This is a genomic window from Microbacterium sp. A84, from assembly GCF_051842815.1.
Lineage (GTDB): Bacteria > Actinomycetota > Actinomycetes > Actinomycetales > Microbacteriaceae > Microbacterium.
Genome location: NZ_JBPXMS010000001.1, coordinates 1,745,443 through 1,760,740 on the forward strand (window position 1 = coordinate 1,745,443; position 15,298 = coordinate 1,760,740).

At 63.1% G+C, this 15,298-nt stretch carries 15 protein-coding genes and 3 tRNA genes; 11 read left to right on the plus strand and 7 right to left on the minus strand.

The window, feature by feature from the left end; translation table 11 throughout:
* Window positions 1-2: 2 nt before the first annotated feature.
* Window positions 3-2,018 carry an ATP-dependent zinc metalloprotease FtsH gene (gene ftsH, locus ACSU04_RS08380; RefSeq protein WP_439280362.1) on the minus strand — a complete coding sequence of 672 codons (2,016 nt, stop codon included), beginning with the start codon at window positions 2,016-2,018 and terminating at the stop codon, window positions 3-5.
* A 68-nt stretch (window positions 2,019-2,086) separates the two neighbouring features.
* A complete protein-coding gene (gene hpt, locus ACSU04_RS08385; RefSeq protein ID WP_439280361.1) occupies window positions 2,087-2,638 on the minus strand; it encodes a hypoxanthine phosphoribosyltransferase in 552 nt (183 codons plus the stop codon).
* An 86-nt stretch (window positions 2,639-2,724) separates the two neighbouring features.
* Here hpt and ACSU04_RS08390 point away from each other — a divergent pair, with 86 nt between their 5' ends.
* Window positions 2,725-3,300 carry a DUF937 domain-containing protein gene (locus ACSU04_RS08390; protein WP_439280360.1) on the plus strand — a complete coding sequence of 192 codons (576 nt, stop codon included), beginning with the start codon at window positions 2,725-2,727 and terminating at the stop codon, window positions 3,298-3,300.
* A gap of 13 nt (window positions 3,301-3,313) precedes the next feature.
* Here ACSU04_RS08390 and tilS read toward each other — a convergent pair whose 3' ends face one another.
* On the minus strand, window positions 3,314-4,318 hold the full coding sequence (gene tilS / locus ACSU04_RS08395; RefSeq protein WP_439289080.1) for a tRNA lysidine(34) synthetase TilS: 1,005 nt from the start codon (window positions 4,316-4,318) through the stop codon (window positions 3,314-3,316).
* Window positions 4,319-4,382: 64 nt separating this feature from the next.
* Between tilS and ACSU04_RS08400 the strand changes: the two genes are divergently transcribed.
* Together ACSU04_RS08400 and ppa are read left to right on the plus strand one after the other, a co-directional pair.
* Entirely contained in the window at window positions 4,383-4,994 is a 612-nt protein-coding gene (locus ACSU04_RS08400; protein ID WP_439289081.1) for a TMEM175 family protein, read from the plus strand.
* 43 nt (window positions 4,995-5,037) lie between these two features.
* Window positions 5,038-5,529 (plus strand): inorganic diphosphatase, encoded by a 492-nt coding sequence (gene ppa, locus ACSU04_RS08405; RefSeq protein ID WP_439289082.1) that lies wholly within the window; start codon window positions 5,038-5,040, stop codon window positions 5,527-5,529.
* 70 nt (window positions 5,530-5,599) lie between these two features.
* Here ppa and ACSU04_RS08410 read toward each other — a convergent pair whose 3' ends face one another.
* Entirely contained in the window at window positions 5,600-7,078 is a 1,479-nt protein-coding gene (locus ACSU04_RS08410; RefSeq protein ID WP_439289083.1) for a M23 family metallopeptidase, read from the minus strand.
* A 181-nt stretch (window positions 7,079-7,259) separates the two neighbouring features.
* Between ACSU04_RS08410 and ACSU04_RS08415 the strand changes: the two genes are divergently transcribed.
* The 3 genes from ACSU04_RS08415 (at window position 7,260) to ACSU04_RS08425 (ending at window position 7,577) form a co-directional block, all read left to right on the plus strand.
* Window positions 7,260-7,332, plus strand: a tRNA-Glu gene (locus ACSU04_RS08415).
* Window positions 7,333-7,358: 26 nt separating this feature from the next.
* Window positions 7,359-7,432, plus strand: a tRNA-Asp gene (locus ACSU04_RS08420).
* A gap of 72 nt (window positions 7,433-7,504) precedes the next feature.
* A tRNA-Phe gene (locus ACSU04_RS08425) sits at window positions 7,505-7,577 on the plus strand.
* Between the two features lie 198 nt (window positions 7,578-7,775).
* On the opposite strand, the gene ACSU04_RS08430 is transcribed toward ACSU04_RS08425, so the two are convergent.
* Together ACSU04_RS08430 and ACSU04_RS08435 are read right to left on the minus strand one after the other, a co-directional pair.
* Window positions 7,776-8,321 carry a DUF3626 domain-containing protein gene (locus ACSU04_RS08430; RefSeq protein WP_439289084.1) on the minus strand — a complete coding sequence of 182 codons (546 nt, stop codon included), beginning with the start codon at window positions 8,319-8,321 and terminating at the stop codon, window positions 7,776-7,778.
* A gap of 196 nt (window positions 8,322-8,517) precedes the next feature.
* Window positions 8,518-9,747 carry a hypothetical protein gene (locus tag ACSU04_RS08435; RefSeq protein ID WP_439289085.1) on the minus strand — a complete coding sequence of 410 codons (1,230 nt, stop codon included), beginning with the start codon at window positions 9,745-9,747 and terminating at the stop codon, window positions 8,518-8,520.
* Between the two features lie 496 nt (window positions 9,748-10,243).
* Here ACSU04_RS08435 and ACSU04_RS08440 point away from each other — a divergent pair, with 496 nt between their 5' ends.
* From ACSU04_RS08440 to ACSU04_RS08460, 5 genes are all read left to right on the plus strand, one after another.
* Window positions 10,244-10,912: a hypothetical protein gene (locus ACSU04_RS08440; RefSeq protein WP_439289086.1), complete on the plus strand. Its 669-nt coding sequence runs from the start codon at window positions 10,244-10,246 to the stop codon at window positions 10,910-10,912.
* Window positions 10,891-11,610: a hypothetical protein gene (locus ACSU04_RS08445; RefSeq protein WP_439289087.1), complete on the plus strand. Its 720-nt coding sequence runs from the start codon at window positions 10,891-10,893 to the stop codon at window positions 11,608-11,610. The genes ACSU04_RS08440 and ACSU04_RS08445 overlap by 22 nt, the downstream gene beginning before the upstream one ends.
* 122 nt (window positions 11,611-11,732) lie before the next feature.
* Window positions 11,733-12,443 (plus strand): DUF3800 domain-containing protein, encoded by a 711-nt coding sequence (locus ACSU04_RS08450; protein ID WP_439289088.1) that lies wholly within the window; start codon window positions 11,733-11,735, stop codon window positions 12,441-12,443.
* 378 nt (window positions 12,444-12,821) lie between these two features.
* Window positions 12,822-13,127, plus strand: a complete 306-nt coding sequence (locus ACSU04_RS08455) for a hypothetical protein (RefSeq protein WP_439289089.1) — start codon at window positions 12,822-12,824, stop codon at window positions 13,125-13,127.
* Window positions 13,128-13,155: 28 nt separating this feature from the next.
* Window positions 13,156-14,556, plus strand: coding sequence for a threonine/serine ThrE exporter family protein (locus tag ACSU04_RS08460; RefSeq protein WP_439289090.1), 1,401 nt, complete (start codon window positions 13,156-13,158; stop codon window positions 14,554-14,556).
* Between the two features lie 33 nt (window positions 14,557-14,589).
* Here the strand turns inward: ACSU04_RS08460 and ACSU04_RS08465 are convergent, their stop codons facing one another.
* Complete coding sequence (locus ACSU04_RS08465; protein WP_439289091.1) at window positions 14,590-15,297, minus strand: spermidine synthase; 708 nt, start codon at window positions 15,295-15,297, stop codon at window positions 14,590-14,592.
* Window position 15,298 lies beyond the last annotated feature (1 nt).

The following is a 15,298-nucleotide window of genomic DNA, read 5'->3' on the forward strand; positions in this document are numbered from 1 at the left end:
AGTCAGGCCGTCGCCGGACGTGCCTGCCCGGATGCGGGCGTGCCGTCGGTCGCACCGTGGGCTGCCGCAGCATCCACAGACCCTTCGACAGCGGCCACAGCATCCACCGGGATGACGCGCTTGGGCACCTCGATCGGAGGGCGAGTCGACACCGGTCGCTCACTGCTGGAAAGCCACAGCGGGCGCTCTGGCAGCTTGCGAATGTCGGTGAAGATCTCGGCGATCCGGTTGTGGTCGAGCGTCTCCTCCTCAATCAGCGCAAGAGCGAGGCGATCGAGAAGATCACGGTTATCGCTGATCACCTGGTACGCCTCGTCATGGGCCTGCTCGATGAGCCGGCGCACCTGGGTGTCGACGCGCTCGGCGACGCTCTCCGAGTACTCTCGCCCGCGGCCCATGTCGCGGCCCGCGAACGGCTCGCCGCCCTCGGTGCCGAGCTTGACCGGACCGAGGTCGGTCGTCATGCCGTACTCGATGACCATCTTGCGGGCGATGCTGGTCGCCTTCTCGATGTCGTTCGAGGCGCCAGTGGTGGGGTCGTGGAAGACGAGTTCCTCGGCGACACGACCGCCCATCGCATAGGTCAGCTGGTCCTGCAGCTCATTGCGGGTGATGGAGTACTTGTCATCCAGCGGCATCACCATCGTGTAGCCGAGTGCCTTGCCGCGCGGGAGGATCGTGATCTTGGTCACCGGATCGGTGTAATTCATCGCCGCGGCAGCGAGTGCGTGACCACCCTCGTGGTAAGCGGTGATGAGTCTCTCGCGGTCCTTCATGACGCGGGTGCGACGCTGCGGGCCGGCGATCACACGGTCAATGGCCTCGTCCAGTGCACGGTTGTCGACCAGCTGCGCGTTCGAGCGAGCGGTGAGGAGCGCCGCCTCGTTCAGCACGTTCGCGAGGTCAGCACCGGTGAAGCCTGGCGTCTTGCGAGCGACGACTTCGAGGTCGACGGTCTTGGCGAACGGCTTGCCCTTGGCGTGCACCTGCAGGATGTGCAGGCGCCCCTTGAGATCAGGAGCATCCACGCCGATCTGGCGGTCGAAACGGCCAGGGCGCAGCAGTGCAGGGTCGAGGATGTCTGGACGGTTGGTCGCCGCGATCACGATGACGTTCGCGTTCGGGTCGAAGCCGTCCATCTCGACGAGCATCTGGTTCAGCGTCTGTTCGCGCTCGTCGTTGCCGCCGCCCATACCTGCGCCACGGTGACGGCCGACGGCATCGATCTCGTCGATGAAGATGATGGCCGGCGCGTGTTCCTTGGCCTGGTTGAACAGATCACGAACGCGCGAGGCACCGACACCGACGAACATCTCGACGAAGTCCGATCCTGAGATCGAGTAGAACGGGGCACCCGCCTCGCCGGCGACGGCGCGAGCGAGCAGAGTCTTTCCGGTTCCTGGAGGGCCGTACAACAGCACGCCCTTCGGGATGCGGGCACCAATCGCCTGGAACTTCGCGGGGTTCTGCAGGAACTCCTTGATCTCCTCGAGTTCCTCGATGGCCTCATCGGCCCCCGCGACGTCCGCGAAGGTGACCGTCGGAGTCTCTTTGTTGACGAGCTTCGCCTTGGACTTGCCGAACTGCATGACCTTTCCGCCGCCGCCCTGCATCGACGAGAGCAGCCACCAGAACAGCAGGCCCAGCAGCACGAGCGGAAGAAGAAGCGAGAGGAACCCATCGAACCAGGTGGCACGCGGGACGACGTCGTTGAAGCCGTCCTTCGGGTCGGCTGCGGTGACTGCGTCGACGACCTCGGATGCACGCGCATCCACGTAGTAGAACTGCACCTGCTTCGAGTCCTCGAAGGCCTTCGACAGGGTCATGTCGACGCGCTGATCACCGTCGGTATTGGTGACCTCGGTGACGGTCTCCCCCGCGAGGAGATCGAGCCCCTCCTGGGTGGTGATCGTCGCTGGGGCGTTGAGATTCGAGATCAGCAGGAACCCGCCGAACAACAAAACACCAATCAGCACTACATAGAGCAGCGGATTGCGGGTGATCTTCTTCACGTCCATGATTCGTTCAGCGTATCGCGCCGCAGTTAATGGTCCCCTGTGATTCGCCCACGGCGTACGTCCCGCCCTCAGCTGTAGACGTGCGGAGCGAGGACGGCGACGTCGCGGAGGTTGCGGTAACGCTCGTCGTAGTCGAGGCCGTAGCCGACGACGAAGTCGGTGGGAATGTCGAAGCCGACATATTTGCAGTCGATCTCAACCTTGGCAGCCTCGGGCTTGCGCAGCAGCGCCAGCACCTCGAGCGACTCCGGACCGCGCGACTCGAAGTTCTCCAGCAACCAGCTGAGGGTCAGGCCGGAGTCGATGATGTCTTCGACGATGAGCACGTGCTTGCCATGCAGGTCGGTGTCGAGATCCTTGCGGATCTGCACGACACCGCTGGACTTCGTGCTCGAGCCGTAGCTGGAAACCGCCATCCAGTCCATCGGTGCGTGGACCGGCAGAGCCCTGGCAAAGTCGGCCATCACCATGACCGCTCCCTTGAGAACGCCGACCAGCAGCAGGTCCTTGCCCTCGTAGTCCTTCGCAACTTGAACTGCGAGCTCTTCGAGCTTGGCTTTGATCTCCTCCTCAGTGACGAGGATCTGAGCAAGGTCATCTTGGATGTCGGCCGCGCGCATAGATTGATTTTAGGCGACGGTTCCTGTGGGTTCCGCAATACTGTGAGGAATGACCGGGCGCCCGCCCGCCGAAGGAAGGATCCCCCATGGCTCTTGACGACATCCTCACGCAGGTTCCGATCGAAGACATCGCTGCAAAGCTTGGCGTCTCCACTGACGTCGCCAAGGCGGCAGTAGAGCAGGGCGGCGCAGTTCTGCTGACCGGACTGGCCAAGAATGCCGAGAGCGAAGAGGGCTCTGCGGCAATCAAGAACGCCCTCAAGAAGCACGAGGGCGCGAAGAGCGTCTCCGCGGTCGATGACGTCGACCAGGCGGATGGCGGAAAGATTCTCAAGCATGTGCTGGGCGCGCAGGAGCAGGACGTCACCGCGAAGCTGAACGCGTCGGACAAGACCGCAGGCATCGACTTCGGCAAGCTGCTGCCGATTCTCGCGCCGATCATCATGGGCCTGATCGCGAACAAGAACAAGAGCACGTCTGACTCCGCCGACGGCGCAGAGTCCGGCGGCGGCATCGGCGACCTCATCGGAGGACTCCTCGGCGGCAACAGTTCCGGTGGCGGCGGCATCGGCGATCTGCTGGGCGGCATCCTCGGCGGCGGTTCGTCCGGCGGCGGCGGAATCGGCGATCTGCTCGGTGGTCTGTTCGGCGGTAAGAAGTAGTTGGTGGTGGTGTTCACCGCGCGGTGAACACCACCTGTCCTCCGACGCGCGCCGCGGCGCACCCTGGTAGATCAATGGGGCCCTGCCCTGACCAGTCCGTGACAAGGCGTGCCACTTCCACGGTCTGCGTGCGGGTGAGGCTTGCGCCGAACTCGCTGTGCGCGACGAGGCGGATGATGCGGTTGCGCAGTGCTGCCGGGTTCGCCGCGAGGGCGGCGACGCTGACCGAGATGCCCGCCTCGGCGTGCTCGACGATGTCTTCGATGGTCTCGTGGATCATCTCGTCGAACGCCTCGGCATCCTCACGAAGCTGTCCGGCGGTGCGCGCCAGCGCTTCCGCAATGCCGGGGCCGAGTTCAGTTTCCAGCACGGGCAAGACACGTTCCCGCACACGGACACGTGCGAAGCGCGCTTCGAGATTGTGCGGATCGTCCCAGGGCGTGAGAGCGGATGCTGTACAGAACGCGCGGGTCGTCTCGCGACGCACGCCGAGCATCGGTCGCAGCCAGACGGTGCCGTCCTCGTCTTCTCGGCGCGGGGCCATTCCCTGAAGACTTGCGGCGCCCGAGCCGCGAGCGAGACCGAGCAGCACGGTCTCAGCCTGGTCGTCGAGGGTGTGCCCGAGCAGCACGGCCGCCGTATGCTCGGCTGCTGCGATCCGGCGCAGTGCTGCATAGCGCGCGTCGCGCGCGGCAGCCTCCGGACCGCCATTGCTCGCTCCATTCGATGAGCCCGGCACGTCCACCCGCTCGATCAGCGCACGGATTCCGAGGCTCTCGGCCTTCGCCGCGGCCTCAGCCGCAACATCCGCCGACCCCTCCTGCAGGCCGTGATCGATCGTGACGGTGACCACCTTCATCCCGCGCGAGCGCGCCTCGAATGCTGTCGCAGCGGCAAGGGCGAGCGAATCCGCACCTCCGGAGAGAGCGACCAAGACGCTCGAGCCGTCGGGCAGGTCGGCGAGCGCTGTGCGCACAGCGAGGCGGATTTCAGCGATGGCAGGGGCAAGCGAAGGCACGCCTCAACGGTACGGCACCGGAGAATGCCTACCGCGGCATCCGTCTCAGTCGTATTCTGGGCGCGTGACGAAACCGACGACGTTCGCACCGGAGCGACTGAAGGCGTTCGTCGATGCTGTCGTCGCGATCGCGATGACGCTGTTGATCCTGCCGCTGTTGGAAGCTGTCTCGGATGCTGCGAGCTCAGGGATTGGCACTGGCCCGTTCCTCGAGCAGCACCGCGGTCAGATCATCAGCTTCGGTCTCAGTTTCATGCTGATCGCGACATTCTGGATGGAGCACCATCGGCAGTACGAACGCGTGCGCCGCATCTCCCCGCCTCTGCTGTGGATCAATATCGCGTGGATGTTCACGATCGTGTGGCTGCCCGTGCCGACGGCGATGCTTGGCCAGATGGAGCCCGATCCGCTGCAGGCTGCGCTGTACATCGGAACGCTGATCATGACGCAGGTGACCACGCTCGCAGGCAAGCTCTACCTGTCACAGCATCTGACGCTGTCCGATTACACCTCCGATGAGCTCCGACGTGGGTCGATCGGTGACATCGCCGCGATCATCCTGTTCTGCATCGCACTTCCTATCGCCGCGTGGGTGCATGTGATCGGCTACTTCGCACTACTCCTTGTGGCGTTCTCCGGTCCACTGGAGAAACTGCTCTTGCGGATGCGCGGGTAGGGTGGTTCCCGGCATCCGACCGTTTTTCCTGAGGAGTACACGCATGGGCGCACACGACGCCGTCATCGAAATCCCACGCGGCAGCCGCGTGAAGTACGAAGTCGACCACGAGACCGGGCGAGTACACCTCGACCGCATCCTGTACACGACATTCGGCTACCCGGCCGACTACGGCTACTTCGACAACACGCTCGGCGAAGACGGCGATCCGCTGGACGTGCTCGTGCTCCTCGATCACGCCCTGTTTCCCGGCGTCGTCGTCGAGGTGCGTCCTGTCGCCGTGTTGAAGATGAGCGATGAGGCCGGCGGCGATGACAAGCTTGTCGCTGTGCTCGCCAAGGATCCGCGCTGGGCGCATATCCAGGACATCGACGACATCGCCGAGTACACGAAGAAAGAGATCGCGCACTTCTTCGAGCACTACAAGGATCTCGAGCCCAACAAATGGGTCAAGGTCGACGAGTGGGGTAACGCTGCCGAGGCGCAGCGCATCCTCGATGAGGCAATCGTCCGCGCAGGCGAACAGGGCCACTGACCCTCACCAACGTCAGAAGCCCTCGGTTCCGCTGTCCAGCGGCCGGGGGCTTCTTCGTGCGCTCGCGACGTCAGACCCAGACTCCGCGCGCCCCCATGAAGTCGATCGGGTTGGTGTAGCCACCGTTGATGTACACCTCGAAGTGGAGGTGGCATCCGAAAGAGTTTCCGGTGTTGCCCGCGTAGGCGATGATCTGGCCGGCATTGACCCACTGGCCCCAGCCCACTGCGATGGTGTTGATGTGTGCATAGCCGGTGCCGACGCCGCCGCCGTGCTGAATGCGGATGTAGTTTCCGTAGCCGCCGTTCCAGCCTGCGTAGTCGACTGTTCCTGACTGCGCGGCGAAGATCGGGGCCCCGCAGCCGTTGGCGAGGTCGACGCCGTAGTGGTATCCGCTGGAGCAGTATCCGGTGCCGCATTGCACCATGCGCGGGCCATAGCCCGAAGAGCGGTGGCCACCTTGCGGCCTGACCCAGCCTCCGTTGCCGACTGCACCGCCACCATCGCCGCCGCCATTACCAGCGGGAGCGCCGCCGCCGCCTCCGCCGCCGTTTGCTTCTTCCTCGGCTCTCCGGCGAGCTTCTTCCTCGGCTCTCCGGCGAGCTTCGTCTTCCGCAGCACGTCGGGCCGCTTCCTCGGCCTTGCGCTTTTCTTCGGCGATGCGCTTCGCTTCTGCGACGCCCGCTTCGTAGTCGGCGACCGTCTTCGCGGTTTCGCTCCGCAGCATTTCCAGCTGCGCTTCGAGTGTGGTGAGGTACTGCGCCTGCTCAGCGAGCGCGGCTTCGGCCGCCGCCGCAGCCTGCTGCGCGGCGATCATCTTCTCTTCAGCGATCTTCTGCAGGCGGTCACGCTCGGTGCGAGCAACGACCGCTTGATCGCTGAGCGACTGGGCGGAGTTGCGGGCAGCAACCGCGTCGTCGTAGACCGACTGGTTGTACTGCAGGAGCTTGTCCATCGTGCCGAGCCGCGAAAGCAGCTGGTCAGCGTTCGCGGCAGAGCCGGCGAAGAAGAGTTCGAGGGCGGTGTCGTCGCCGCCATTGCGGTAGAGCTGCGCAGCTACTTGGCCGGCCTTACGCGCGGATTCATCGGCCATCTCTGCCTGCGCGTCGGCCTGCGTCTGCAGCGCTTCCGCTTCGGCGATGGCCTCGAAGAACGCCTGCTGTGCCTCGAAGTACTCATTGCCCGCTGCTTCGGCAGCCGCCTGAGTCTCAGCGACCCGTTGCGTGAGGGCTTGAATCAATCCCTCGATGCGGGTAATTTCAGAAGCTTTCGCCGCTTCATTGTTCTTGGCGCGCTGCACGTCGTCCCAGCTCGGGTACGTGGCGGCGTAGGCGGCGTTCACGCCGGAGCCGATACCGAAGGCGCTGAGTGCGACAACACTGAGTGCGCCGAGCCCGAGGGCGTTGCGGCGCGTGAGAGCACTCTTCTGCCAGAAGGTGCGTTGCTCATCGACGCTGGGCGCGCACCCGCAGGAGTCCCCCGCGTCAAGCGCAGCGTCCATCATGGACTGCTCGTCGTTCACACGGCCCCTTCCAGCGGTTTCACTCATGCCACAGTAGCAACATCTTTAACATCCGCAACAGCGAACGGTAGTGTGCGGACGCGGCAGATGACACCCCATCGTCCTCCCGAAACGCCCGGGCGGGACGACGGCGCGCCCTCGATTCGCGTTTTGCTCAAAACATCGCTTATGCTTGAGCGTCGGCAAGGAAGTCCCCCGGGACAGCCTCGGCCCCATCGTTTAGCGGCCTAGGACGCCGCCCTTTCACGGCGGTAGCACGGGTTCGAATCCCGTTGGGGTCACTCAATCCGATACAATTTAATAGCATGGCCCTGTAGCGCAGTTGGTTAGCGTGCCGCCCTGTCACGGCGGAGGTCGCGGGTTCAAGTCCCGTCAGGGTCGCTCTAAGCGACGGGCCCTTTTTTCGAAAAGGGCCTTTCGTCTAGGTTGCGGCAGATTTATGATGTGCCGCATGGCTCTGTAGCTCAGTTGGTAGAGCGCACGACTGAAAATCGTGAGGTCACGGGATCGACGCCCGTCGGAGCCACACGGGTGATCATTACAGTCATCCTAGAAACCCCCGCCTAGCTTCTAACATGGCGGGGGTTTTGCTTTGCCTGGAACGACTGGGGTTGCGGGAGTGCGCGCATCCCCATGGTTGAGCTTCGACTCCCATAAGCGGCCCCATCTCCACCCGGCGTGCATCCAGCACCCTCCCACCTTGTGCCGGTTTTGTGCCGGTCGGCTAAGACCGACCACCGTCCTTGGCTCTTCCGAAGCGAGCCAGGCAGTGCCAGACCTTCTTGATGTCCTGATTTGAATAGAGTTCGGACCGCGCCGCTTCGCCGACGGCTCGCGGCGTGAGCTCTTCCCCGAGTCGACGAGCGAGGTCGGCGACCCGAGCACCTCGGTACTCCGGACCGAAGTCAATCGGTGCGGCGCGGAACCCCTCATGGAACTCGACGGCTCGTCCCAACCGCTTTGCCGCTGATTCGACCGACGCGCCGGCGAAGCTCGGGTCGAGTACGACAGCTTCGACATGCGTGTCGAATCGCACAGCCCCGTGCACATGCGCCTCGACGTATCTGTCCAGGTCACCGGAGCCGGACTCCTCTGCGAGCTCGCATAGACGAGGGAGCGACGGCGCGTCTCCGACATCGACGGGCTCAAAGACGGAATCCGGGAAACAGAAGGTGGCTCGTCCCATCGCTTCAGCGCGAAGCCGCACATACGACGAGCCGAACCGAATCGCGCCACCGTAGCTGCTTGCGCGATGGTTAGTCCCGGTCAAGTTGAGTTTTCTCCCCGGCTATCAGCAACAGGATTGTCATCGATTCCACGCTTCGACGAGCGTCGGAGACGGCCCTCTGGAGCCGTCGTGTCGGGAGCACCCGATTTCCGCTCATGTTTGGCCGTCCGATCGAGCCAACGTGGCGACGTCGATGACAGCCTTCGTAGGCATGCTTCCCAAAATCTTCTTCACAAGATCAAGGCATCTCGCGGAACTTCATCCTCAGGTACGGACGAAGGTGGGGGTCCGCGAACTGGTAAGAATACTTTCCACTCGTTCCCGTGCGCGAGAGAATTGCCCCGGCTTCATCCGTCACAAGCTTGCCGAGAGCGGCCCAAAGGAACGAGTATTCCGACCGCACCTCAAAGCGTTCCTCCCAATTCGCCACGACGTCTTGCCCCGTCCACTCTCTCACCGGCGACTCGCAAAGAATCTGCAGGATTCTCCGTCGCGGCGCGATCTCGGCGCGCGCACTCTCGACCGCGAGCTTGAACCGGCTATCAAACGAGGCATCCACCTCCTCAGCAGCGAGTTTGAACACTCGCTGCAGCAGTGCTTCATCCGAGATCCCAGGAGTGTCTCGGTATGCCGTCGCCGCAAGCAAGCCCAGGTTGTGTGCGTAGTAAGGGAAACCGTCTACGGCGAATACCAGTGCCGCCTGTACATCAGCGGAGGGTTCGATTTCGAGGAGCTTGAACCCTGTCGACAAGATTGCGGCGATCTTCGGATCGTCCATTCGAGGAATGGGGATCTGCTTAGTACGGCGAAGGTGAGCGATGTCACCCCCGAGCAGCGACGGCGCGTCCGCCGAGATGCCTACGACCGCAATCGTTTGCGGTCGATCACGGTCGCAGAGCGTCGAGACTCGCTCCATCATCTGTGCGAAGGCGATGCGGGTCACCTGGCTCTTCACGTTATGGAAGTTATCGAACTGTAGAACGTGAGTACCGGTTGCGCGCATGGCACTCACCAACGCTGCAGCAGGCTCGACTTGCAAAACCTCGAACGATTTTCCCCAACCCCACTTTCTAGAGATACGAGCCTTGATGTTCAGAAAGGCGGAAGCGCCAGCAACACCCTCGATCGAGCCTTCGCTCTCGCGGTTTGAAGACCGCGATATCTCTCGCACCTGCATCATCGTGCTCAGTGCTCGGTCAATGAGGTCGTTGAAGTTATCGCCCTCGTAGCAACCAATGTCTTTCATCTTCAGCTTCACCGCGCCGACAGACAGGTCGAGCAAGGAGGACTTTCCGACCCCGCTATCCCCGTGTAGCAGCACATGAATCCCCTGGCCGCGCAACGCCGAGGCCACTCGATCCTGTAAACCTGGGTTGCCCTCTGCGTCACGCTCATTTCGCTGCTCAAACATGCTCGCGACCGGAATCTTGCCCGGAGTGAACACGCTCTCGGGACTCTTGGCTACCATGGTTCGAATTCTGGCACGGATTCGGCCACGGAACGCCCAGGCCTTTCTGCGCTCTCCCCGCACCGCATGTGCCGGTGTTGTGCCGGTAGCCCCGCTAAAACGACCCGATACTAGCCGCCACCAACGAGCACAACTTCAGCGGAATCACGCGGCAAACGGCAACCAACGAGCACCCACTACCCCACTGAATCTAACTGAATCTAACTGAAAATCGTGAGGTCACGGGATCGACGCCCGTCAGAGCCACACGGGTGATCATTACAGTCATCCTAGAGACCCCGCCTAGCTTCTAACATGGCGGGGGTTTTGCTTTACCCCGACGAGGCCCGGTTTCCGAGCCGCTCCCCTGGGCCGCTCCGGCCCGGCCGCTGAGCGAGCGCAGCGAGACGAAACGCCCTCAAGATGGAGCGTGTGCCGGTTTTGTGCCGAGAGTCACCCTGGACAGCCCCGCCCGTTCGGTGCATAATTATTGTTTCAAACCAATGATTGTGCAGGCATGGAGATCTCGACTACGGAAGCAGCTCGGCGCTTACAGGTAAGCCCGCAGCGAGTACTTTCCCTGCTCCACGACGAACAACTCACAGGCAGACTCGTAGGACGCACCTGGCTCGTCGACGAGACGTCGGTTGCCGCGCGCGCATCGCTCGGCATTTCAGCAGGACGCCCGTGGACCGCGGCAACCATCCGTCGCATCATCGATGCGCTCTCGGACGGCGGGCGGCTCGGCAAGCGTGACACCGGTCTAGTCATGCGTACCAGCGATGAGGAGCTCGCGGCGAAGATTGGCCAGGCGATCACGGTTCGCCGGTACTCCACAAAATGGATGGAGCGCGTGACTGAGCACCTGACGCTTACCGGGGAGAGTGCGATCGATCGGATCACTACTGAGCCGGGGCGGCAGTTGCACGCCGGTGCCCGTGGCCTCCATGGATATGTTCGCAACGGCGGCGCATTTCGTACGCTTACGAGCGCTGCGCGCCTCGTCGAAGATTCGACTGGTGACGTTTTCGTGTATCGGATTCGCGACGATGTGTTCCCCTGGCCGGAGACGCCGGTCGCGCTCGTCGCCGCGGATTGCTTCCGATCGACGTCGACGCGCGTCCGATCAGTCGGAATTGATGCATTGCAAGGGATGAGGGCGCAATGGTTGAGGAACATCGCCTAACAGACGTCAATATCACTGCTCCGCCGTGGCCGCTTCTGATCGAAGTCGTCGAGGCGACCCCACCTCACAGCTGGGTGCTGATGGGTGGGATGATGACGCACCTTCATGCACTGCGAGGTCGTGTCGCCGCCGCGCGGCCCACAACGGACGTTGACGTACTCCTGAACCTGGAAGCAATCGCCGCTGACGTCAGCGCTGTGGCCGGACCGCTCCAGAGCCTGGGCATGCGTCCAGTGGAGCCCAGTGGCCCCTTCCACAGGTTCACTCGAGGCGAAGACGTCGTCGACATCATGGTGACCAACCTGGCGGGCCGCGCGAGATGGATGTCGCGCCCCATCATGCGCGCCCCTGGCGCCACGCTCGCCCTACAGGATCCGGACATCTACATCGTGGAAGCCGACGGCCGCGACGTTCGGATCGCCGTTCCTCGAACACCGGCGGCGCTCGTGCTCAAGGCCGCCGCGTTCAAGAACGATCAAAGAGACCGCGGGCGCCACCTCGAAGACATTGTGGTTCTCCTTGCGGCCGACACCAACGATCCAGTGGAGTACTCGAGCATCCCCGCGCCGCAACGTCGACACCTGCGGCCAGCCGTAGATCACCTCGCCGATCTTGGCCACCCTGCCTGGCTAGTCCTCGTTGAGTACGACCGCGAGCTCGCGAGACGCGCGTTCGAGACGCTGGTGCAGCAGACCTGACACCGTTGCCGCACACAACGCGAGGATCTGTGAGAATTTTCTTTACTCGTTCAAGGCCGGCCTAGCGGCCGGCTGCGCTGACAGGACCGCCGCGCTGCGGTGCGTCCGGCTAGCCTCGGTCTATGCGCCTGATCTACCTAGACGAGTCCGCCCGTGATGATCGCTTCTACTTCTTCGGCGCACTAATCGTGGACGCCACAGCCATCCGGGAGATAGAGAAGGGCATCGACGAGGTGGCCACGCTCATCGCACGCCATGTCCCGAGCTTCGACCAATCGTCTGAGTTCCACGCGGTAGACATGTTCCATGGCAAGGGCATCTGGAACAGCGTCCCCACTGGATGGCGAGTAAAGGCCTGCGATCTCACAGCCAAGGTAATCGCGCGCTCCTCAGCCAAGTTCGTTTTCCGGGGTATCAACACACAAGCGCTACGAGCTAAGTACCGAAGTCCATTTCCGCCGCATCTTCTCACGCTCGCCCACACACTCCAGGACATCGACCAACAGCTCAGACTGTTAGACCCAGCTGAACAGCTCGGCCTCGTGCTTGCGGACGAACATCACACCGCCCCGGGTGCACGACGAAGCTTCCGCAACTTTAAGCTTGAGAGCGTTCCTGGCTACACCACTCGTCCGGTGACTCGGATTGCGGACACAATCTACTTCGGTCCATCACACGAGAGCAGGATGCTGCAGGCCGCGGATCTTGCAACGTACTTCCTAAACCGCGATAGGACTGTGGAGACCCGCGATGAGCGCAGCGAGCGTGCCATCGCCAAGATTGTGGCCAACATCCGATCGATCACGGTCCACGAGTACGTCTGGAGTCCGTAAAAAACACAACGCCCCGCGTGAACGGGGCGTTGGCAGGTGCGGGAGGCCTTTCAGCGTCCTGCAAGCTTAGGATACATGAGCACTCTGACATCTGTCCGTGAGCTCACGGGATCGACGCCCGGCTGAGCCGCTGACCCTCACGGGGCTTCTACTCGTCGATGAGTCCTTCTTCCGCGTTCGCCCTGACCGAGCACAACTATGCAGCGTCTGCTGTGCCACACTTCGACGAGTTCCTACTTCAAGCAATCCCAACCCTCGACGTCCCGAAACGGAAGTCCCGTAAGCCATGGGCGGGACATCCCATCAGTCCCGCCGACCGAAGGAAACCCACTTGCCCGACGACACATCCGCGGCCGACGTCCGGGAGCCGACGCACCGATGAACGCTCACGACAAGCCCACCCGCCGCATCGAACTGACACTGCACAAGCCCTGGTTCGCTCTATACGCCGGAGTCAGGCCGACACTCGTCATCGAGGGCCGAGGCCAACCGGTCCAGTGGGGTCTCGGCACCTGGCAGGTTCCATCCGACCAAACCGTGAAGCTGGGTGTGTTTCTCTTCAACCGGTTATGGCGTTTCGGCCAGGCGGAGTTCGCGCTTGATCCCCATCATGCGCCGGCGATCAAGTACCGGGCGCCGATGTTGCCTTTCCTCCGCGGCAGACTCGGGATCGATACCGACTAAGACCCTCGTTCGGAGACACAATAGGAGTATGTCTCCCGAACGCGAGTGGCGGTTGCTGACTTCGGTACGCCGTGCCATCCGAACCGACCCCTCACAGGTCGCGCTCACCGAGGCGTATCCCGTCCTCAATGAGACCGTCGTCGTGAAGATCCTCGACCTCGCGCTGCGCGTGGGCGAGTCGATGTTCGCCGTCGGTGCATCCGCGCACGATGCCACCTTCGCCATCACTCGCATCTCCCAGGTGTACGGCCTCACCGGAGTGCAGGTCGAGGTCACGTTCAACGCCATCAGCGTCTCGTATCATCGTGGCGAAGAGGACTGGCCGACCACACTGCTCCGTGTGGTGCGCGCCGCGTCACCGGATCACGCGAAGCTGCAGCGACTGCAGGCCTTGGTCGTCGACATCACCGACGGAATGGAGCTCAGTCAAGCGCGGATAGCCTTCCGAATCATCCGACGCACGCCATTCCTGTATCGCCCCATCGTCGTGATCGTCGCCCGCGCGCTGCTCACCGTCGGCGCCGCGATCCTGTTCGGCGCATCGCCTCTCATCATCCTGCTGACGTTCATCTCAGCTCTCTGCGCGGCGTTCACCCAGGCCGGGCTCGCTCGCCTGCAGGTTCCATCATTCTTCAGCCAGATTGCGGGCGCATTCGTCATCACCGCCTTCGCGACCGTCGTCTCGGCTCTCGGCGCCGCCGGCATCGAACCCTTCACCGATGTGCAGCCCTCGATCATCGTGGCCTCGGGCATCGTCCTGATGCTGTCCGGTCTCACCGTCGTCAGCGCCGCACAAGATGCCATCGACGGGTTTGCGCTCACCGCCGTCGGACGCATCCTTGATCTCACCATGCAGACCGTCGGCGTCGTGCTGGGCATCCTCATCGGCCTCGAAGTCGCCCGCCTGTTCGGATTCAGCGTGGCACTGCCCAATGATGCACTGCCATTCGGGTCGCTCCCCTCTCAGATCGCAGGCGCTGCGATCATCGCAGTGGCGGTTGCGTTGTTCAACGGCGCGGGGATGCGAATCATTCTCGTCAGCGCAATGCTGAGCGTGATCGCGATCCTCGGTTACACCTTCACGCTCCTGCTCGACATCCACGTGGGCGCAGCAAGCGCCGTCGGCGCACTTCTGGCCAGCTTCGTCGGCATCCTGATCGCCCGCAATCTGCATGTCCCGTCGGTCGCCGTCACGACCGCAGCGATCGTTCCGCTGGTACCGGGCCTGACAGTCTTTCGGGGGTTGCTCGGAATCGTCGACTCCGACGGCACTGCAGAGGGGATGCTCGTCGGTATCAGCCCGCTCGTACTCGCCGGAACAATTGGCGTCGGCCTCGCCGCCGGCGCGTCATTGGGGCTCTACCTGGGCACGCCGATACGCGAAACCCTCGCCAGCGTCGCGAAATCGCGTGCCCGCGTCAGACGCTGAGCGCCGCCTGCGTGATGCCGGTCGGGCGTGATGTCAGCCGCGGCTGCGCGCGACGTACACGGTGTTGGATGACACTCCCCCGGTGACGGGGTTGTCGAAGTCGACGATGTGCGCGACGGCGTCGTCGAACACTGCGTTCAGTTCGACCATGAAGACATCGTCGGGCGGGTCATCCGACCACAGCGCGAAGACTCCGCGCGGAGCGAGGTGTCGGTCAAGCGCACGCAGACCGGCCGCGTCGTAAAGATCGGCATGCGTCGGGTCGAGCTGGTGACGCGGCGAGTGATCCACGTCGAGCAGGATCACCGAGTAACCGCCAACGCCTTCGACAGGTTCCGCGCGGATAACGGCGAAGAAGTCGTCTTCGACCAGGGTCGTTCGTGTATCGCTGACGAGCTCGGTCGACACCGGCAGCAGCATCCGCTCATGCCAGCCGATAACGGCACCAAGCCGATCGATCACAGTAAGGGCGCGCACCCGCTCATCACGCAATGCGGCGACAGCCGTGTACCCGAGCCCGAGGCCTCCGACGAGGACCGTAAGGTCGTCACCCTCGACAGCGGCGAGACCGAGATTCGCAAGCTCTTCTTCTGCCACCGTGAACAGGCTCGACATGAGGTACTCGTCGCCGAGTTTGACCTCGTAGATCTCCTGACCCACCGACGGCTCAGTGCGCCGCCGCAACATCAGGTCACCGATCGGTGTGGGCTGCCAGTCAAGTTCTTCGAACCGAGTGATCACT